The organism is Flavobacterium sp. Leaf82, from assembly GCF_001422725.1.
Lineage (GTDB): Bacteria > Bacteroidota > Bacteroidia > Flavobacteriales > Flavobacteriaceae > Flavobacterium.
This window is the reverse complement of record NZ_LMMA01000012.1, coordinates 467,919-488,936: the sequence shown is the minus strand read 5'-3', so window position 1 is coordinate 488,936 and position 21,018 is coordinate 467,919. Positions and strand designations below refer to the sequence as shown.

Sequence of the window (21,018 nt, the reverse complement as noted above, 5' to 3'; positions counted from 1 at the left end):
ATAATGGAAAATAACACAAAAGAACACAAACAAGAATTCCTTTTTGATGGCATCAACTACAAAATTCTATTAATAGGCATTGCAGTTATTGCATTAGGTTTTATCTTAATGTCTGGTGGAGGAAGCAATGATCCGAAGATTTTTAATGAAGATGTTTTTAATTTCAGACGTATTCGTTTAGCGCCAACAACTGTTTTAATTGGATTTGGAATCACGATTTATTCTATTTTCAAAAAAACTAAATAGACTTTCTTTAGACAACTTAGATCTTTAGATTATTAGATAATCTCTTTAAAAAAGTCTGACATCTAAGAAGTCTAATAATCTAACAATCTAAATTAAATGAATACATTACAAGCTATTGTTCTTGCTATAATTGAAGGAATTACAGAGTTTTTACCTGTTTCTTCAACTGGCCACATGATTATTGCTTCTTCTTTTTTTGGTATTGCCCACGAAGATTTTACTAAACTTTTCACGATTGTTATTCAGCTTGGTGCTATACTTTCTGTAGTAGTTTTATATTTCAAACGTTTCTTTCAGACACTTGATTTTTATTTTAAACTTTTGGTTGCGTTTATTCCGGCCGTAGTTTTAGGATTATTATTAAGTGATTTTATTGACGGATTACTTGAAAACCCGGTTACCGTTGCTGTTTCTCTTTTAATAGGAGGATTAATTTTATTGAAAGTTGATGAATGGTTCAACAAACCAGACTCTGCCGAAACTTCACAGGAAATTACCTATCTGCAAGCTTTCAAAATTGGATTGTTTCAATGTCTGGCTATGATTCCCGGAGTTTCACGAAGTGGAGCCAGTATTGTAGGCGGAATGTCACAAAAACTTAGCAGAACAACAGCTGCAGAATTCTCATTCTTTTTAGCTGTACCAACAATGTTGGGCGCGACGGCAAAAAAATGCTATGATTATTATAAAGCTGGATTTGAATTATCTCACGACCAAATCAATTTATTAGTTATAGGTAATGTTGTGGCTTTTATTGTAGCACTTTTGGCTATAAAAACCTTCATTGGATTTTTGACTAAAAATGGCTTTAAAGTTTTTGGTTATTACCGAATTATCGCCGGAATCGTATTATTATTGATTCACTTTTTTATTCATCCTCTTACCATAATATAATGACGCCTGAAGATTATTTAAACGGACAAATTTTATTGATAGACAAACCTTTAAAATGGAGTTCGTTTCAAGCTGTCAATAAATTAAAATACTTATTGATCAACAAAGTCGGACTTCCTAAAAAGTTCAAAATTGGTCATGCCGGAACATTAGATCCTTTAGCAACCGGATTATTATTAATTTGTACCGGAAAATTCACAAAAAGAATTACTGAATTACAAGGTCAGGCAAAAGAATATACCGGAACTTTTTATATTGGAGCCACTACTCCATCGTATGATCTGGAAACAGAAATTGACGAAACTTACCCAACTTCTCATATTGATGAAGCTTTGATTCACGAAACCGTAAAACAGTTTTTAGGCGAAATCGATCAAAAGCCGCCAATTTTCTCAGCGATTAAAAAAGATGGTGTTCGATTATATGAACATGCACGCGCAGGAGAAACGATAGAAATTGCAAGCAGAAAAACTACAATTCACGAATTTGAGATTACAAGAATTGCTTTGCCTGAAGTAGACTTTAGAATTGTTTGCAGCAAAGGAACTTATATCAGATCTATAGCTTATGATTTTGGAAAAGCAATGAATTCAGGATCACATCTAACCGTTTTGCGTAGAACAAAAATTGGTGATTATGACGTAAAAAATGCTATTGATGTTACTTTATTTGAAGAAAGCCTAAAGTAGAAAAACACGAAAAGCACATTACAAAGAATAATAGTAATGTGCCAACTCCAAAATATTTCTATTTCATAACTTGCTTTTTTGCGGTTAATAATGAGGTATATTTTTACCTTCAAACAATAACTTCGAAACAAAATCGTAAAATCTTTCAAATAACTTTTTCATAATAGTGTATTTTTTAATTGTTAAATATTAAATAGACACCAATAAAAAGAGTAAATCAGAAAATAAATAATAGAAGTGGGTTTATATTACTAAGTTACAAAAAAAATAATTCAAAAAAACATTTTGGCGTTTTTTTTTGACTATAGAATATTTACCCTCAGCATATTAACACTTCAAGACTTATTTCAAGATCATTATTGCAAAGAAACTACAAGCGGTTATATGCAATATTTTCTACTATTTGCATGAGTTCTTCCTGTACAGAAATTCCTTTATCAGCCAGATACCACAATTGTAAGTCGGTTTTTATTTTTTCATCAAGTACACCAAATTCCTTTTTATAATTCGCCAATAATTCTGTAGCTCCTTTTGGTCTTGGTCCCCAATCAGCGCGAACAATTCCTGCTTCTTTGCAAATTACAATAACTTTGGGTATTGCCCTTCCGCCATTTGTAAGGTATTGATCCATTAATTCTGCATTTTCATCACGCAAAACAATTCTAAGATCTATTTTTTTATGCGATGCCAGCGCCATTTTATTTATTATGGGAAGTATTTGGGCTGCATCACCACACCATCCTTCAGAAATTACAAGCCAAATATATTTGTTTTCCAGATTTTCGAGTTTCGAAAGGGTTTTATCAGAGATCGTAATCGTTTTATCCAATCGGTTCATTCTGGCGTCATTCAATTTACTATAATTTGTCAGACTTTCAGATTGTTCGCTTCCGGTTGATTTTCCTTCTACTAATAAGTCTGCGACTAATTTTCGATATTCAGAATAGGTATGACTATTAAATAAAGCTTTAGCGATGGTGTTTTTCATATTGGTTTCGTTTTTTTGAATTGCATAAAAATACAAATTTCAGGAACACTCAAAGAATGACTTTTATCACATTCAAAAAATTTCTGAAAAATCCTTATAAATTTAAAAATAAAAGAACAATTAATTTTTTTAAAACATTATTTTTAAAAATCAGAATATGTCTATATTTGCACAAATTAACGCAACGACACATGAAATATAAAAGGATTCTTCTAAAACTAAGTGGTGAAGCCTTGATGGGTGATTTACAATACGGAATTGACCCTAAAAGATTAGCCGAATATGCCGAAGAAATTAAGCAAATTCACAGTAAAGGAGTAGAAATTGCTATTGTTATTGGAGGAGGAAATATTTTTAGAGGCGTTGCAGGTGCAAGTGCCGGAATGGATAGAGTACAAGGTGATTATATGGGAATGCTCGCCACAGTTATAAACGGAATGGCATTACAAGGTGCTCTTGAAGACAAAGGAATGAAAACCCGTTTGCAAACTGCCTTAAAAATGGAGTCTATTGCAGAACCTTATATTAAAAGAAGAGCAGACCGCCATCTTGAAAAAGGAAGAATTGTAATTTTTGGAGCCGGAACCGGAAATCCTTATTTTACAACTGATACCGCAGCCGTTTTAAGAGGTATTGAAATTAATGCAGATGTTATCTTAAAAGGAACCCGTGTTGATGGTGTTTATGATTCTGATCCCGAAAAAAATGCATCAGCAGTAAAATTTGATATGATTTCGTTTGATGATGTCCTTAAAAAAGGATTAAACGTAATGGATACAACAGCTTTTACATTAAGTCAGGAAAACAAATTGCCAATCGTTGTTTTTGATATGAACAAAATTGGAAATTTATTAAAAATCTGTGAAGGCGAAAACATAGGAACAGTAGTTAATATATAGTCATCAGTAAAAGTTTACAGTCGCAATTGCCGACCTAAGCTGAAAACTGAGAATGAAAACTGAAAACTTAAAAAAAAATGACTGAAGAAATAGAATTTATATTAGATAGTACTGAAGAATCAATGAATGGTTCGATTGCGCATTTAGAGAAAGAATTTCTTAACATTCGTGCAGGAAAAGCTTCTCCGGCAATGCTTGGAAGCGTTTTTGTAGATTATTACGGATCAGCAACACCACTTTCGCAAGTGTCTAAAATTAGTGTTCCTGATGCAAGAACAATTACATTGCAGCCTTTCGAAAAAAACATGTTACAAGTTATCGAAAAAGCAATTATGATTGCCAATATTGGTTTTAACCCAATGAATAATGGTGACGTTATCATTATCAGCGTTCCACCATTGACAGAAGAGCGCCGTAAAGATTTAGCCAAACAAGCAAAATCTGAAGCCGAAGATGCAAAAATTGGCGTGCGTAATGTGCGTAAAGATGCCAACACAGATATCAAAAAATTAGAAAAAGAAGGAACTTCTGAGGACATATGTAAATCTGCCGAAGAGCAAGTTCAGAATTTGACAAACACATTCATCAAGAAAATAGATGAATTATTGGTTGCCAAAGAAGCTGAAATTATGAAAGTGTAATCCTATTCTTCACAAAATAAAAATCCGTTTAGTTAAATTGTTACTAGACGGATTTTTTTATTCCTATTTTTGCATACCAAAATCACATTATTTTCGTTTTTGAAACTATAACATTCTGTATGAGGCTATTTTGTTTATTGACTTTGTTTTTCACGCTCACTATTCAAGCGCAATTTCAAATAAACGGAATTGTAACTGACTCCGGCAACAAACCCCTTCCTTTTGCAACAATAACTACTTCTGACAACATCAATACAATTACAGATGTTGACGGAAAATTCATTTTTACGATTTCTACTAAAGCAACGACTTTTGCAGTTTCATATATTGGTTTTCAAAATAAAATTGTTGCGATTACCGATAAAAAATATTACGCCGTTTCACTTACTGAAAAAGCTGATGATCTAAAAGAAGTTATAATTTCTAATGAAAATCCGGCTTTAACCATTATAAAGAAAGTAATTGCGAATAAGAACCAAAACAATCCGCAAAAAAAACTGAGTAGTTTTGAGTATAAAAGCTACAACAAACTTATCGTTACCGCAAATCCGGATTCTATAGACGGACGAATTGATTCTACAGCAGCCTACAAAGATCTAAAGAAAAACCGCATCAATGTAGACTCCTCAGATTATAAGTTTAAAGAGATTATTAGCAAACAGCATTTGTTTCAAACCGAAAAAGTTTCACAATATCAGTTTGGAAATAATAACCTCAAAGAAACTATTCTGGGTACAAAAATGGCTGGTTTTAAGCAGCCCATTTACGAAGTAATTGCGTTTAACTTACAATCTATTTCGATCTACGATCCTAAATATGAGCTTTTCGAAACTAAATATGAAAACCCAATTTCGAATAATGCTCCGGCAAGTTACAACTACAAAATACTGGATACCATAAATATAAAAGGACGCTCAACTTATGTGATTTACTTTAAAAACAAACAAAAAAGAAAATCATCAGGATTAGAAGGTGTCTTGTATATCGATCAGGAAAATTTTGCTGTAGCCAAAGCTGTGATGCGTATAAAAGGCGTTCTGGATATTAGCGGTATTCATGAATTTGAATATGTACCAAGCGAAAAAATATGGTTTCAGAGCAATACCACATTCAAGATTGTAAAAGGAAAAAGTGATGATGACATTAAGATTTTAGGCGGAACAATTCAGTTTGACGGAGATGTGGAAGACAATTTTGAAACGCGAAAAAAATCAGCTTCTGATTTTACTTATTTATTATCAGAAAGCAACAACTTCGATATCCATTACAATACAAATCCTCCAATAAAAAATCCGGCACTTTATATCGAAATTAAAGACGACGCAAGCAAAAAACCCGAAGAGTTCTGGAATACATACAGAAAAGAAAGTTTAGACTTAAAAAGCCAAAAAACATATCAATTGATAGACAGTCTTTCGATCAAAAAAAGAATCGAAAATCGTTTAGGATTTGGGCGAAAAATAATCAATGGTTATGTGCCAATTGGACCCGTTGATCTCGATCTGAAAAAGATCATCAGTTATAATAATTACGAAGGTTTTCGTCTTGGTCTTGGCGGAATCACAAACGATCGTTTTTCTAAAAATTTCAGAATCGAAGGATATTCTGCCTACGGAACAAAAGACGGCGAAGTAAAATACAGTTTAGGAACCGGAGTTTTACTGGATAAAAGTACAAACACATGGGTAAACGGATATTATACAGATGATGTTCGCGAAATTGCAAGTACTGTTTTTGCCGTAGATAAACGTGTTTTTAAAATTTATGATCCACGACCAATCAACATTAGTACTTTCTATAAATATACCGCATGGAAAGCCAATGTGCAGTCTAAAATTATTCCAAAAACCGAAGCTGTTTTCGAATTAGCCAGAACAAATGTTGAGCCTCAATTTGATTATCTTTTTAATTACGATGGAAAATTATATTCGAGCTACGTCATGACAACCGCAATGGTTTCGATTGTGTGGGCGCCATTTAGCAACTTTATGCAAACGCCAACCGGAAGAAACGAATCAGAGAAAAGATTTCCAAGATTCACTTTTCAATACACGCAATCCTTGCCTGATGTTTTAGGAAATGATTTTACTTTTGGTAAAATAGATTTTAAAACCGAGTATGAGAAGAATTACCTAAACGGTCAAAAAACAAGTTTGCTTTTACAGGGAGGTTATGCCATTGGCGATGTTCCGCTTACGCATTTGTACAACACAATGCCGAATAACCTGACCAAAGAAACCGTTATTCAGCGTATTACTTTTGCTGGTAGAAACAGTTTTGAAACCATGTATTTTAATGAGTTTTTCTCCAGTCAATATGTGTTTTTCCAAATTAAGCATGGTTTTGACCGAATCAGAATTCTCAAAAAAGTTCGTCCTTCGTTAGTATTAGTCACCAGAATGGCTTGGGGAAATATGGAAAATCCGGAGCAACACGTAGGTCCGGAATATAAAACTTTAGACAAAGGTTTCTTCGAATCCGGAATCGAATTAAATAAAATCTACAAAGGTTTTGGTCTTGGCGGCTTCTATCGCTACGGTCCAAATCAGTTATTGAAATTTGAAGACAATATTGCCGTTAAGATTTCGTATGTACTTGATTTGGGACTTTAGGTTTTAAATTTCAACATTTTTAAAATTCTAATTCCAATTAAATCAATGTTAGTCACTCTGAGCGAAGTCGAAGAGTCAGGAGCTATTTCCTGCTATCCGCTTGTATCTTTTCATCCGCAAAAGGCGGATAAAAAGGATACCGCTTCTATCAGGGCTAGGCACTCGTTTTCATAATAAAAAATATAAATTCCAATTATAAATATAGTTTGTCATCTCGACGCAAGGAGAGATCACACTCGAAACTCCGCAAAAGCATATCACCAATCTTTGTCGATATACTTGTGTGATCTCTCCTTGCGTCGAGATGACAAAAAAACACGAGTAAAGCAAAAGAAAAAATCCGCATAAATCCGCGTCTTCGCGTTAGCGAATCCGTGTCATCCGCGTGCCATCTCGCAATCCTCAAAAAGCAAAACAAAAAAAATCCCAAACCCAATTATAAAAATTGAAATTTGGAATTTTAAAAATATTGTAATTTAAAAACCTTTTATGGTTTCAAAATCAAAACCGAAGGCGTATTATTTAACCAGGTACTTTGAGATTCGATTAGTTTTTTCCAGCTGTCTAAACTAATAATCATTAAATTCTGACTTTCTAAAAACTCTTTTTTGATCGTTCTGTCGTGCATAATCATAATATGATTTGGTGCAATTTGTTCAATCGAACGAATCGTTTCCTGAATATCTCTGGTATTTTTTACTTCACCACTTGCATCCAGAACCGTAATCTGAGAACCATTATTATTGATTAATTTCTTCGCATATTCAATTAAAAAAGAATCTTCTTTAGTAAAAACAGGCATGAAAACCTGATTGACTTCCTCTAGTTCCTTGTCGATAAAAATACCAACCGGCATTTTGCTTTTGGCAATAATATGACGTGTTCTTTCATCAAAAGGAGAATTTTCGAATAATCCTTCTTTTCCGGTAAACTTATCGATTAAACGATCCGGATTTACGATTCGGGTTGTGAAACCAAGAATTTTACCTAGTAAAGTTCCATCAAAAATAGACTGACCAAGACCAACTAATAATAAATCATATTCACCTTGATTTGCCGTGTCTATAATATCAGTATCAATATCATTGGTTACTTTAAAAACGCTCACCATATTCTGATTCAAACGTTCAGATTCTTCAATCACCGGAACTAACATTTTACGTTCGTGATCTTTTACATCAAACGAGTGTATCTCTGTACTTAATGATAAATGCATCGCTGTAACAATCGAATTATCACCTTGTTTTTTAACTAAACTATTCGCTATTTTCAATAATTTTTTCCCTCTTTCAGGAGTTGCAAACGATAGTAGAATCTTGTATTTGCTTTTATTTCCAATTTCCTGCGGAACGGCTGTAATTTTATCTTTAAAAATAAAGCCTATAAAATCCAGCGCCGGACCAGTCATAAAAGTAGTTACCAAAGCCATAATTACCATCATCGTAAAAATTTCTGTAGAAAGAACTCCAAGATCGTAACCAATATTTAAAACCACCAACTCCATCAATCCGCGAGTATTCATTAAGGCTCCAATGGCTAAACTATCTTTCCAGTTTTGTCCTACAAACTTAGCGGCTAAAGCACTACCAAGAAATTTCCCTGCAACGGCAACGGCAATAATTATTCCTGTAACTTTCCATAAATACGGATCATTCAATAAACCTATTTGTGTACGTAATCCTGTAAACACAAAAAATAATGGAAGTAAAACAATAATGGAAACGTCTTCTACTTTTTCGATAAAGATATTTCTGAATTTGTTGTTTTCCGGCATAATTGCTCCGGCTAAAAATGCTCCAAACAAAGCATGGATTCCAATTAATTCAGCAGCATAAGCAGAGAATAAAAGTGTAAGAAAAAAAATAGCAACAACCGGTTTGTTCAGGCTTTCGCGGGTTGAATTTAAATCTCCAACACGTTTCAGGAACGGACGAACTATTTTTAGCATAATCATGACATACAAAATCGCCAAACCAATTACATATAATGCACTTGTAAATGAACCTGCTTTTACAATCGCAATTACGACAGCCAGAATACACCAAGCTGTAATATCATCTGCGGCAGCGCAAGTGATGGCAATAGTTCCCAGTTTTGTTTTTTGCATGCCTCGCTCCTGCACGATTCTTGCCAATACCGGAAACGCTGTGATACTCATGGCGATTCCCATAAACAAACCAAACGACGCAAACTCAACTCCAACAGGAGCAAAAGTATGGTAGATGAAATAAGCTAATGACAGACCCAGGGCAAAAGGGATAACAATACTTGCGTGACTTATAACTACAGCATCATGTGCTTTATTTTTTAATACTTTCAAATCCAATTCCATCCCAATGACGAACATGAAAAGGATCAAACCTATCTGACTTAAGAATTGTAAATTCCCCAGAGATTCTTTTGGAAACAATGCTGCTGAGAATTCAGGAAAATACATTCCCACTAAAGAGGGTCCTAAAACAATACCAGCAATCATTTCGCCAATTACAGATGGCTGCCCTATTTTTCTAAAAACCCATCCAAACAAACGGGCTACTAAAATAATAGTAACGATCTGAGCCAATAAAATAGCCAGAGGATGTTTTAAATTATCAATCATCGAACTCAGAAAATCATTCCAGTGATTGCTTTCTATTTGTTTGTGTACGATTCCGCGCCCTACTTCGAGTGCGGCACCTTTTGAAATTACCCAATATATCAGAGCTGTAAAACCACCAATAACAGTAACGTAAAATAAGGAGTTCTTTATGTTATTCATAACTCATTTTTTTGATTTTAATGGTGCAAATATCAGAACTGAGAATTAAGTGAAAAAGTAAATTTTAACCTAATTTTAAATGTATGTAACAAGTCCGAAAAACTTTGTAATAAGTTCTGTTTTTCTCAAAAATCACTGTCTTCCTGAGCGAAGTCTAAAGGCTTGACAACGCAAATGGGCTTCGACTTCGCTCAGCCTGACATAGATAAAACCTAAAAATAATATAATAAACAACTCTCATCCTGAGCTTAGATTTTTACCTTTTTTAAAAAGTCTGACCGATAGGTTTCGCTTAAAATCATCGTACTGTTTTTATCATTTTTTTCTAAGTGATGCAAGACAATTTCGTTATGATTAAAAAACTTAATGGCTTTTACCGCAACAATTTCTTTCTTGTTTACACGACAAAAATCAGCATCGGGTAATTCGTTTAATAACGTATCAAATTTTACATTTTTCAAGTTCAGAAAACTTCCGTCAGTTAGTAAAACAGTTTTATCGCGACTATCACTAACTGCGGTTTTGATGTAGACAATTTGATTAAAATATAATAACGTTTTTCCTTTATCAGTATTAAGCTGAATAAATTTTTTAGCCGCGTCCGGTTTGTGAAAACGTTCATAAGCTTTTGAGATCGCTTTTTGCAAACGCTCGAGTTTTACAGGTTTTGTGATATAATCTACCGCATCGATATTAAAAGCATCGGCAGCATAATCTTTATAAGCCGTGCAAAAAATAACTAATTTATTATCCAGCATTTCTGCCAGATGCAAGCCATCAATTCCGGGCATTTCGATATCTGATATTAACAAATCAAAATCCAGATTTGGAATATCAGCAAGAAGTTTCTCCGGATTATTATACGTTTTTACAATTTCGACTTGGTGAATTTGTTCGCAAAGCATTTTTAGATACGTTAATCCCGGTAACTCATCGTCCAGAAGCAAGCATTTCAGTTTTGTATTCAAGTAAATCTATTTTAAGATGGGCAATATAAATATCATTTTCTACAAACTTATCGAGTTTGAAGTTGTTTTTGTAAATAATACGAAGTCGGTGTTCTAGAGTCGCATGACCAAAACCGCTTCGTTCTTTTTTTAGTACTTTCTTATCTGATATTTTATTGGAAACCGTCATAAAAAAAGCATTATCCCTAAACTCAAAAACAACCGAAATAAAAGCATCCGCACTTTGCAAATCTGCATGTTTAAAGGCATTTTCGATTAAATCAATAGAAATTAAAGGCGCCAGTAAAGGCTGATCGTATAATTTATCTTCTTTATTGATATTGGTTTTTATCTTGAGCTCAAAAAGCGGACTGATCTTGATTTTATTGATTTCGATTAAATTCAATGCAAAATCAATTTCTTCTTTTGCCGTGACAAATTTCTTTTTGCTTTCGTATAAAATATAATCTAAAACATTTGCCAGTTTATCTAATGCAAAATAAGTTTGATACGCGTGCGACTGAATCGAGTTTAAAATATTCTTAAACAAATGCGGATTCAGTTTTGATTCTAAAGTTTCTAACTGCAAATCGTTGACTTTCATTTCGAGTGCATAAAAACTTTTCTCAGCATCATCTTTTGCTTTTTTGAATTGTAATAATTGATACATCAAAAAACAAATGATAACGATAAGCAATAAAAGAATCGCCAGAAATATAAAAGTTATTGAGTTGTCTTGCATATTTTTTATTTTAATTCTTTTCGTACTAAATTTATAAATACAACTAGATCATCAAAGAAAGTGCGCATCAAATCATCTTCAATAATATTTGGTGTATCCATTTCCCCATTAAGAAAATCTATAGTCTTTTCAAAGAATGTTTTGAGAGTGTCAGCCTTCTTAACTATTTTATTATAATCTTCTGAATTAAAATCATAATCAAATAAATGACCATACCTCACATTAAAAGAAAACAATAAAGAGTAAAAATTTTTAAATAGTACTATTTGCCTGTTCAATTCTAACTTTTTTTCAATTATCAAATCAACATTTAGAGGCTTTTCAGTTATTTTATCCAATATTGTATTTGCCGATTTTGAAAAATCAAATAAAAACTGATTAATCTGAGGAAGAAAAGATGTTAATTCATCATATGCATCCATTCGTCTCATTAAAATATTATTTTTCTTATTTTCACTATTGCTTTGTTTACTCAATAAGTAGGTTAAATAGCCTAAAAATATTAAACTAGAAAATGAAATAGCTGTATTTACAGTTCCTCCTAAATAATCTCCAAAAAACACCCAATCTTCAACATTGTCTGAAATTGAATAAGAGTTAAATTTTAATACAAATAGAAATAGAGGAATAATTATTAAGATCAATAAGACCAAAACTAATATATACATGAAAATTTTATTTCTTAAATTCATTTATTACATTTTAGAATTAATGACTAGAAACGAACTTTAACCCAATAATTGAAGCAATTAAAGTCGAAAGAAAAAATATCCGCCAGAAAGTTGCCGGTTCTTTAAAAACCAAAATTCCGACTAAAACGGTTCCTACTGCTCCAATTCCTGTCCAAACGGCATAAGCGGTTCCTATTGGTAAAACCTGAGTGGCTTTATATAATAATAACATACTAATCGAGAGACAGATAAAGAAACCAACCATCCAATAAGTCGAGATCATTCCTGTTGTTTCTTTGGCTTTGCCTAAACAAGACGCAAACCCTACTTCAAAAAGTCCTGCTATGATTAATAAAATCCAGTTCATTTTCGTCTCATTTTTAAATTACGTACAAATATGAGAAAAGCTGACCATTAAAACACAAAAAGAGAGAAATATATCACAATCCACAAGTGCGCAATTTGTGTTAACATTAAGTAAAATACAATCGATTATTTATGATTTAGAGCACTTTTCACTACATTTGCATCCATTTTAAAGAATTTATGAAAAACGCTGTACAAGTTGGATTCTGGGAAAAACTAGCCCGAATCATACTTAAAAACCGAATATTAATACTAGTAATCCTATCTGCTTTAACGATTTTCCTTGGCTACCAATGGAAAAACCTTGCTATGACTTACACCGAAGCAAATTTGCTTCCTAAAGATCATATCGTAAATAAGCAATATCAACAGTTCTTGGATAAATTTGGAGAAGAAGGAAATTTAGTAGTAATTGGGTTTCAGGATCCGAAATTTTTTACACCTAAAAATTATGCTGCCTGGAATGAATTAATGACGGGTTTAAAAAATTCTAAAGAAGTAGATTTAGTCGTTTCTTTGAATGATTTAAAAAAATTAGATAAAGATACGGTTAACGAAAAATTTGTTCTTACTCCGTTTATTGATCAAAAGAAAGCGCTTGATCCGGAATATTTAAAAAAGATTCAATATGATTTGTTTCACAATTTGCCTTTTTACGAAGGATTATTGTTCAACAAACAAAGCGGTAGTATTCGTTCAGCGATTTATATTAATAAAAAGCTTGTAAATACACCGGAAAGAAAGACGTTTATTCTTGAAAATCTGGTTCCGAAAATCGATAAATTCGAAAAAACTACGGGAGTTGATCTTAAAGTTTCCGGAATGCCATACATCAGAACGATTAATGCTGATAATATGAAAGGAGAAATCGGACTTTTTATTGGAGCAGCTTTATTTACGGTTTCCCTGATTTTCTTTTTCTTTTTCCGTTCGTTCAGAGCGACTTTTATATCAATTTGTATTTTGATTATTGGTGTAATCTGGTCTTTTGGAACACTTGGATTATTCCATTATAAAATCACAATTCTAACGGCAATTATTCCGCCATTAATTATCGTTATCGGAATCACGAATTGTATTTTCCTGATCAATAAATACCAGCAGGAAATTAAACTGCATAACAATCAGGCAAAGGCTTTGCAACGTATTATTTCGAAAATTGGAGTTTCGACTTTAATGACGAATTTAACTACGGCGATAGGTTTTGCAACGTTTATGATTACCGGAAATGATTTACTTTTTGAGTTTGGTCTGGTGACTTCTATCAACGTTATTTCGGTTTATTTACTGACGCTTTTAATTGTGCCAATTGTGTACAGTTTCATGTCGGTTCCGGGAGAAAGACATTTATATCATTTGACTAAAACTTACATTTCGACTTTATTGGATTTTGTAGAAAATGTGGTTAAAAACAAACGAAAAGTAATTTATACGATTTACGGTTTGCTTTTGGTTTTTAGTATAATTGGAGTTGCACAAATGAAGGTTTCCGGAAGTTTGATTGGTGAAATGCCAAAAAGTGCTTCATTTTATAAAGACATTTTATTTTACGAAAAAGAATTCAATGGCGTTATGCCTCTTGAAATAATGATTAACACCAAACATAAAAAAGGTGTTATGAAATTATCTACGATGAAAAAAATGGATGAATTGCAAAATACAATTGCTGAGCTTCCTGAATTATCGAAACCTGTTTCTATAGTAAATTTGGTTAAATATTCGAAACAGGCTTTCTATAACGGAAATCCTGAATATTACCAATTACCAACTTCGCAGGAACAGACTTTTATTTTGTCGTATGCAAAAAATGCAACAAAAAACAGCAAAGACAACTTAATGAAATCATACGTTGATTCGACTGGACAATATGCCCGAATCACGACTTTCATGAAAGATATTGGAACGCAGGAAATGGCAAGAGTAGAGAAAAAATTACGCTCGAAAATTGCTGAGATTTTCCCTGCAGATCGCTACGAAGTCACTTTGACCGGAAAAGCATTGGTTTTCCAGAAAGGAACATCTTATCTGGTTGAGAACTTAATAGAGTCATTGATTTTTGCAATTTTGGTAATTGCTGCATTAATGTTGTACTTATTCAGATCATTCAAAATGGTGATGGCGTCTGTAATTACGAATGTTTTACCACTTTGTATTACGTCCGGATTAATGGGTTATTTTGGGATTCCGTTAAAACCTTCAACGATTTTGGTATTTAGTATTGCGTTTGGTATTTCGGTAGATAATGCGATTCAGTTTATGGCGAAATACAAACATGATTTGATTCAAAGTAACGGAAAGGTAAAGAAATCTGTTTTCAGCGCTTTGAGAGAAACAGGAATCAGTACTTTTTATACATCAGTAGTTTTGATCTTAGGTTTTGCGACTTTCACGCTTTCAAGCTTTAGCGGAACAATCGCCCTTGGTGGATTAATTTCTTGTACTTTGGCTTTTGCAATGTTTGCTAATTTATTGGTTTTACCTGCTTTGGTTTTGACTTTTGAGAAGAAGAAAGCGAAGAAAGAGGATTTGGAGAATTTGGAGGGGTAAAAGTTTTTTGCCACGAATTTCACGAATTAGCGCGAATTCTTTTTTACTAAACGCTAAGTCATTGCGAGGAACGAAGCAATCTCATTTGCTAGATCAAAACTTGTATCTTATTGTCGTGAGATTGCTTCGTTCCTCGCAATGACAAAATGCCTTATAAAAACTAAAACCCTAGCCCCGATAGTAGCGGCATCCTTTTTATTGCTCCTTTAGCAATAAAAAGATATAGCGGATAGCGGGAAACAGCTTCTAATTTTAATTATTATCGTTTATATTTGCAGTTATTACACAACAAATAATTTAATTTCAATATTATATATAAAATGAAACACACAAAAGTTAAAGACTTATTAAACAGTACGACGACGCTTCAGGAGGTTAATGCAAAAGGATGGGTGAGAACTTTTAGAAATAATCAGTTCATCGCTCTTAATGACGGTTCTACCATTAATAATATACAATGTGTTGTTGATTTTGAAAATACGCCTGATGAAACTTTAAAAAGAATCACTACTGGTGCTGCGGTTTCTGTAATTGGTACTTTGATCGAAAGTAAAGGTGCTGGTCAGAAATATGAAATTCAGGTGAATAAACTGGAAATCTTAGGAGATTCTGATGCCGAAAAATTCCCGATACAGCCAAAAAACAAACCTAGTTTAGATTTTTTACGTGAAAATGCTCATTTACGTGTTCGTACGAATATGTTTGGTGCGATTATGCGTGTGCGTTCGGTATTATCATTTGCGGTTCACAATTATTTTCAACAAAAAGGTTTTGTGTATGTGAATACGCCAATTATAACTGGTTCTGATGCTGAAGGTGCTGGAGAAATGTTTAAAGTTACAGCTTTACCTTTTGACAACACGCCAAGAACTGAAGACGGAAAAGTAAATTATAAAGAAGATTTCTTCGAAAAAGAAACCAACTTAACAGTTTCGGGACAATTAGAAGGTGAAACGTATGCAATGGCTTTGGGTCAGATTTATACTTTTGGACCAACTTTTAGAGCTGAAAACTCAAATACTTCCCGTCACCTTGCAGAATTTTGGATGATCGAACCGGAAGTTGCTTTCAATGATCTTGATGACAATATGGATTTAGCTGAAGATTTTATTCAGTATGTTATTAAATATGCTTTAGACAATTGTCAGGATGATTTGAAGTTTTTAGAAGGAAGGCTTTTAGACGAAGAAAAATCAAAACCTCAGGCAGAAAGAAGCGAAATGGCTTTGCTAGAGAAATTGAACTTTGTATTAGAGAACAACTTTAAACGTGTTTCTTATACTGAAGCAATTGACATTTTGAGAGATTCTACTCCAAACAAAAAGAAAAAATTTCAATATATCATCAACGAATGGGGAGCTGATTTACAGTCAGAACACGAGCGTTATTTGGTTGAAAAACACTTTAAATGCCCGGTAATCTTGTTTGATTATCCAGCAAATATTAAAGCGTTTTACATGCGTTTGAACGACAACACGGAGCCTGGAAGAGAAACGGTTCGTGCAATGGATATCCTTTTCCCTGGAATTGGAGAAATCGTTGGTGGTTCTGAGAGAGAAGAGCGTTACGATGTTTTGATCGAAAAAATGAAAGCTTTAGAAATCGACGAAGAAGAATTATCATGGTATTTAGATACCAGAAGATTTGGATCAGCAACTCACGCAGGTTTCGGACTTGGATTTGAGCGTTTGGTATTGTTTGTTACTGGAATGACAAATATTAGAGACGTAATTCCTTTCCCGAGAACTCCTGGAAATGCAGAGTTTTAGTCTAAGACTCTAAGTTATTGAGGCACTAAGGTTCTAAGTTTTTAAAATATAAATAAAAAAATAATCAATACGAATTTAATTCGTCAACATAAGATACTCAGTGCCTTAGTGCCTTAGTACCTTAGCAACTTTTTATATGCTAAAGCAATTTTTAAATTTAAAATTATCCCAAAAATTATCTCCTCAGCAAATTCAGCTGATGAAGTTAATTCAATTGCCTACGCAAGCTTTTGAGCAACGTTTATTAGAAGAAATGAACGAAAATCCGGCTCTTGAAGCTGGAAAAGAAGATGAATACGAAGCAGATGAATTCGCTAATGAAGAATACGACGATTATGATGATGCAGAATCTGACAGAATCGAAGCGGACGATATTAATATCGACGAATACTTAAGCGACGACGATACTCCGGATTATAAAACTCAGGTGAATAATTATAGCGAAGATGAGGAAAGAGAAACTCCTTTTGCTTCACCAATAAGTTTTCATCAGGATTTAATCAATCAGTTGAATACTTTTATTTTGAATGATGAAGAACGCGAAATCGCGGAATTCCTTGTTGGAAGTATTGATGACATGGGTTACATCCGCAGGAGCGTTCCGGATATTGTAGATGATATGGCTTTTACTCAGGGTATTTATACGGATGAGAAAATGGTCGAAAAAATGCTTCACGTTATTCACGAACTTGAACCATCAGGCGTTGGTGCACGTGATTTGCAGGAATGTTTATTATTGCAATTAAAACACAAGACGCCAACAGAATATGTTGATTTAGCGATTGATATTATCGAAAATCAGTTTGATGCTTTTACCAAAAAACATTACGATAAGTTATTACAAAAATATGCGGTTTCGAACGAACAGCTTAAAAAAGCGATTCACGAAATCGAAAGATTAAACCCAAAACCGGGCGGATCTTTTACAGGAAATAACAAGGTTACTGAAAATGTAGTACCGGATTTTGCTATCAGAATTGTTGACGGCGAACTTGAATTGACTTTAAACGGAAGAAATGCTCCTTCCCTGCACGTTTCTAAAGATTATCAGGAAATGATGCAAACGTATAAAGATTCACGTGATAAATCATCGGCACAAAAAGACGCAGTTCAGTTTATCAAGCAAAAACTGGATTCGGCTAAATGGTTTATCGATGCAATCAGACAACGTCAGGAAACGCTTTTTGTAACCATGAATGCGATTATGCATTATCAGGAAGAATTCTTTTTAGACGGTGATGAAACCAAACTAAAACCAATGATCTTAAAAGACATTGCAGACATGGTCGGGTTGGATATTTCGACAATCTCGCGTGTTGCGAACAGTAAATACGTTGAAACGCCATACGGAACAAAACTAATTAAAGAGTTTTTCTCTGAAGCAATGAAAAACGATCAGGGAGAAGATGTTTCGACTTTAGAAATCAAAAAGATTCTTAAGAATACAATTGAAGAAGAAGACAAAAAGAAACCGCTTCCAGACGATCAATTAGCCGACATTCTAAAGGAAAAAGGATATCCTATCGCCAGAAGAACTATCGCAAAATACCGCGAACAACTTGATATTCCGGTAGCGAGAATGAGAAAGAAAATTTAATTTTTCTTTAACCATATAAGAAATATAAGTTCATTTAAATAGCAAACCCGACAGGTTTTAAAAACCTGTCGGGTTTATTTTTTTATATCATTTCGTATTAAACCGGACTAAAGTCCGGCCCTACAAAATGGTTCGAGCCGAAGGCTATTTGCAGTTCCAAAGGAACCAATTATATTGTAGAGCTGGACTTTAGTCCAGTTTAAATTAGGAATGTTATTGATTTAAAACAGAAAACCCAACAAATCAAAATCTGTTGGGTTTCTTTATATTAAACATCAGGTTATTTATATTGATATGGCAATAATTGCACTTTAAACAAGAATACTTTTTTCTTGTCATAATAATTATAAATCAGTGAATAATCGCTGTCTCTAAAAACCTGAAGTCCCGGATTTGCTTTTGCTGTACTTAGGAGGCTTTTTTCAATTTCTTGTTTTATTACATTAATTTCTGCAGTTTCTTTTGCTACATTCATCAATGTTAAATTATACTGAACAACTCTTTCTTCTGGTAAACTTACGCTGTCTAAACGAATACCTTCCTGAATTGTTAACGGACAATTTTTATTATATTTCCCAACTAATTCTGTTATTTCAGTATTTACTTCTGCTGCATTTTCAGAAAGATAAAACTGAAAAAAAACTGCTAAAGCTATCGCAATTCCAATTACAACTATTAATAAGATGTTCTGTTTTCTTTTACTTTCCTTTTCTTGCATGGTTTATTTAAACTTAATTGGAATTTAAAATCTATTTTTCCTGGCTTTTTTTCATTGCATTATAATACGCAGCACGACTAAGCGGCTCATATTCTTCGGTTTCACCAAGCATAACTAATTTGTCGTTATCTGTTTTACGAAAACTATAATTTGCCAAATTTCCTGTTCTGGTACAAACCGCGTGAACTTTTGTTACATATTCTGCAGTTGCCATAAGTGCAGGCATTGGACCAAAAGGATTTCCTTTAAAATCCATATCAAGTCCTGCAACTATCACACGAATTCCCTGATTAGCAAGATCATTACAAACTGTAACAATCTCATCATCAAAAAACTGCGCTTCATCAATACCAATAACATCGCAACCTTGTGCTAAAATAGCAATGTTTGCAGCAGCGGGAACCGGAGTTGAACGAATTTCGTTCGAATCATGAGAAACGACCATTTCGTCATGATAGCGCGTATCAATTGCGGGTTTAAAAATTTCGACTCTTTGTTTGGCAAATTGGGCGCGTTTTAATCTGCGGATTAATTCCTCGGTTTTACCCGAAAACATTGATCCACAAATAACTTCAATCCAACCAAATTGTTCTTTGTGATTTACTGTATTTTCGAGAAACATTTTGTATTTTTCTACCTTTAAAAATGAATAGTTTTTATTACTTTGTACTGGTAATAAATCGACGTGAAAAATTGCTCATTTAACACTTTTTCAAAAGTAGAAAATTTTTATCAAATCGAAGATTCGCGAACGCTTATTAACAGAAATAAAAAAATATCTCTCAGATTTCTACCCGTAATAAAGACATTCAAATACAAAATATACTAAAATACCCTATTCACTATAATTTCAACAGTTATGAAAAAAAAATTGGAAGCCGATTTAATCAGCATTGCACATCGAATTTTAAAGCTTAAAAATAAATCCGATATCAATCAATTGTATCTTGAGACGCAGAAATTATATGAGAAATTAGCGGTTTTAAAGTTTGTAGACGAAAATTTCGATACTTTGAAGCCCACTATTGGTCACAGCGAGATTAGTACTGAAATTGAATCTATTTTTGACAAAGAAGAAATAATCCCGACTGAAGTTAAAACCGAAGAACCAGTTGCAGTCGAAGAAACTCCAATTGAAACTATACCTGAAACTGTTGCCGAAACAGAAGTTACAGAAGAAATTAAAACAGAAGAAGCTGTTGAAGAAATCGTTGCTGAAATTCCTGAAGAAGTAATTCCGGAACCAATTATAGAACCAATTCCTGAACCTGTTGCTGAAATTATCAAAGAACCAATTGTTGAAAAAACAGAAGAATCTCTTTTTGAAACTAAAAAAGAAGAAACAGAAACTCCAGATGAAAATTCTTTTAGAACATTCAGCGATCTTAAGCCAATTCCTGATTTTAAACCTGCGTTTGAATTAGATCAGTCTGAAGAGAAAGAACCGGAAAAAGAAGAGCAAAAAAATGAAACTCCATCAAAATCGGAACCTATTACAATTTCATTTGAGGATTTTGGAATTAATTATGCAGATGCCCAGTTTGTAAAAGTAGACAGTTTTGAAAACGTTACTTCTACTCCGGCTCCAGTGGTTAATGAATTTAATGAGAAAAAAGAAATCGAAACTGTAGTTATAGAAAAGCCATCTGAAACAAAGGCAGCAACTCTAAACGAAAAACTGGCAAAAGGTTTCCACGTTGATTTAAATGACCGAATTGCTTTTACAAAAAACCTTTTCGGAAATAGTTCTGAAGATTACAGCCGCGTTTTAAATCAATTACTGACTTTTGACAGTTATAGCGAAGCTCAGGATTTCATAGAAAATATGGTAAAACCAGATTATAACAATTGGGAAGGAAAAGACGATTACGCAGAACGTTTTCTGGGAATTGTAGAGAAGAAATTTTCTTAATTCGGTCCAATTTTACATTTCA

Annotated in this window: 18 protein-coding genes; 10 read left to right on the top strand and 8 right to left on the bottom strand. The window is 33.3% G+C overall.

Going from position 1 to position 21,018, the window contains the following annotated elements; genetic code table 11:
• The first annotated feature begins 3 nt into the window (after positions 1-3).
• The 3 genes from ASF10_RS10710 (at position 4) to truB (ending at position 1,829) form a co-directional block, all read left to right on the top strand.
• Positions 4-246 carry a DUF3098 domain-containing protein gene (locus ASF10_RS10710; RefSeq protein ID WP_056248733.1) on the top strand — a complete coding sequence of 81 codons (243 nt, stop codon included), beginning with the start codon at positions 4-6 and terminating at the stop codon, positions 244-246.
• Between the two features lie 96 nt (positions 247-342).
• On the top strand, positions 343-1,140 hold the full coding sequence (locus tag ASF10_RS10705) for an undecaprenyl-diphosphate phosphatase (protein ID WP_056248731.1): 798 nt from the start codon (positions 343-345) through the stop codon (positions 1,138-1,140).
• Positions 1,140-1,829 carry a tRNA pseudouridine(55) synthase TruB gene (truB, locus tag ASF10_RS10700; RefSeq protein ID WP_056248728.1) on the top strand — a complete coding sequence of 230 codons (690 nt, stop codon included), beginning with the start codon at positions 1,140-1,142 and terminating at the stop codon, positions 1,827-1,829. Before ASF10_RS10705 ends, truB begins: the two co-directional genes overlap by 1 nt.
• A gap of 370 nt (positions 1,830-2,199) precedes the next feature.
• Here the strand turns inward: truB and ASF10_RS10695 are convergent, their stop codons facing one another.
• Positions 2,200-2,817 (bottom strand): thioredoxin family protein, encoded by a 618-nt coding sequence (locus tag ASF10_RS10695; RefSeq protein WP_056248999.1) that lies wholly within the window; start codon positions 2,815-2,817, stop codon positions 2,200-2,202.
• A 191-nt stretch (positions 2,818-3,008) separates the two neighbouring features.
• Here ASF10_RS10695 and pyrH point away from each other — a divergent pair, with 191 nt between their 5' ends.
• From pyrH to ASF10_RS10680, 3 genes are all read left to right on the top strand, one after another.
• Positions 3,009-3,716, top strand: coding sequence for a UMP kinase (gene pyrH, locus ASF10_RS10690; protein WP_055094499.1), 708 nt, complete (start codon positions 3,009-3,011; stop codon positions 3,714-3,716).
• Between the two features lie 77 nt (positions 3,717-3,793).
• Positions 3,794-4,357: a ribosome recycling factor gene (gene frr, locus ASF10_RS10685; protein WP_056248725.1), complete on the top strand. Its 564-nt coding sequence runs from the start codon at positions 3,794-3,796 to the stop codon at positions 4,355-4,357.
• Positions 4,358-4,476: 119 nt separating this feature from the next.
• The gene (locus ASF10_RS10680; protein WP_056248723.1) at positions 4,477-6,969 is read left to right on the top strand and encodes a DUF5686 family protein; all 2,493 of its coding nucleotides are present in this window, start codon (positions 4,477-4,479) and stop codon (positions 6,967-6,969) included.
• A 487-nt stretch (positions 6,970-7,456) separates the two neighbouring features.
• On the opposite strand, the gene ASF10_RS10675 is transcribed toward ASF10_RS10680, so the two are convergent.
• The 5 genes from ASF10_RS10675 to ASF10_RS10655 form a co-directional block, all read right to left on the bottom strand.
• Positions 7,457-9,727, bottom strand: coding sequence for a cation:proton antiporter (locus ASF10_RS10675; protein ID WP_056248720.1), 2,271 nt, complete (start codon positions 9,725-9,727; stop codon positions 7,457-7,459).
• A 248-nt stretch (positions 9,728-9,975) separates the two neighbouring features.
• Positions 9,976-10,695 carry a LytR/AlgR family response regulator transcription factor gene (locus ASF10_RS10670; RefSeq protein ID WP_056248718.1) on the bottom strand — a complete coding sequence of 240 codons (720 nt, stop codon included), beginning with the start codon at positions 10,693-10,695 and terminating at the stop codon, positions 9,976-9,978.
• Positions 10,658-11,416, bottom strand: a complete 759-nt coding sequence (locus ASF10_RS10665) for a sensor histidine kinase (protein ID WP_056248715.1) — start codon at positions 11,414-11,416, stop codon at positions 10,658-10,660. The genes ASF10_RS10670 and ASF10_RS10665 overlap by 38 nt, the downstream gene beginning before the upstream one ends.
• A 5-nt stretch (positions 11,417-11,421) precedes the next feature.
• Positions 11,422-12,108, bottom strand: a complete 687-nt coding sequence (locus ASF10_RS10660; RefSeq protein ID WP_056248711.1) for a hypothetical protein — start codon at positions 12,106-12,108, stop codon at positions 11,422-11,424.
• Between the two features lie 16 nt (positions 12,109-12,124).
• Positions 12,125-12,454: a DMT family transporter gene (locus ASF10_RS10655; RefSeq protein ID WP_056248709.1), complete on the bottom strand. Its 330-nt coding sequence runs from the start codon at positions 12,452-12,454 to the stop codon at positions 12,125-12,127.
• Between the two features lie 179 nt (positions 12,455-12,633).
• On the opposite strand from ASF10_RS10655, the gene ASF10_RS10650 reads away from it, so the two are divergent.
• The 3 genes from ASF10_RS10650 (at position 12,634) to rpoN (ending at position 18,366) form a co-directional block, all read left to right on the top strand.
• On the top strand, positions 12,634-15,000 hold the full coding sequence (locus ASF10_RS10650; RefSeq protein WP_056248706.1) for an efflux RND transporter permease subunit: 2,367 nt from the start codon (positions 12,634-12,636) through the stop codon (positions 14,998-15,000).
• A 320-nt stretch (positions 15,001-15,320) separates the two neighbouring features.
• Complete coding sequence (gene asnS / locus ASF10_RS10645; RefSeq protein WP_056248703.1) at positions 15,321-16,769, top strand: asparagine--tRNA ligase; 1,449 nt, start codon at positions 15,321-15,323, stop codon at positions 16,767-16,769.
• A gap of 136 nt (positions 16,770-16,905) precedes the next feature.
• The gene (gene rpoN / locus ASF10_RS10640; protein WP_055093789.1) at positions 16,906-18,366 is read left to right on the top strand and encodes an RNA polymerase factor sigma-54; all 1,461 of its coding nucleotides are present in this window, start codon (positions 16,906-16,908) and stop codon (positions 18,364-18,366) included.
• Between the two features lie 280 nt (positions 18,367-18,646).
• Here the strand turns inward: rpoN and ASF10_RS10635 are convergent, their stop codons facing one another.
• Positions 18,647-19,084 carry a hypothetical protein gene (locus tag ASF10_RS10635; RefSeq protein WP_056248700.1) on the bottom strand — a complete coding sequence of 146 codons (438 nt, stop codon included), beginning with the start codon at positions 19,082-19,084 and terminating at the stop codon, positions 18,647-18,649.
• Between the two features lie 31 nt (positions 19,085-19,115).
• Positions 19,116-19,706, bottom strand: a complete 591-nt coding sequence (locus ASF10_RS10630; protein WP_056248698.1) for a thymidine kinase — start codon at positions 19,704-19,706, stop codon at positions 19,116-19,118.
• Positions 19,707-19,943: 237 nt separating this feature from the next.
• Here ASF10_RS10630 and ASF10_RS10625 point away from each other — a divergent pair, with 237 nt between their 5' ends.
• Positions 19,944-20,996, top strand: a complete 1,053-nt coding sequence (locus ASF10_RS10625; RefSeq protein ID WP_056248695.1) for a hypothetical protein — start codon at positions 19,944-19,946, stop codon at positions 20,994-20,996.
• Positions 20,997-21,018 lie beyond the last annotated feature (22 nt).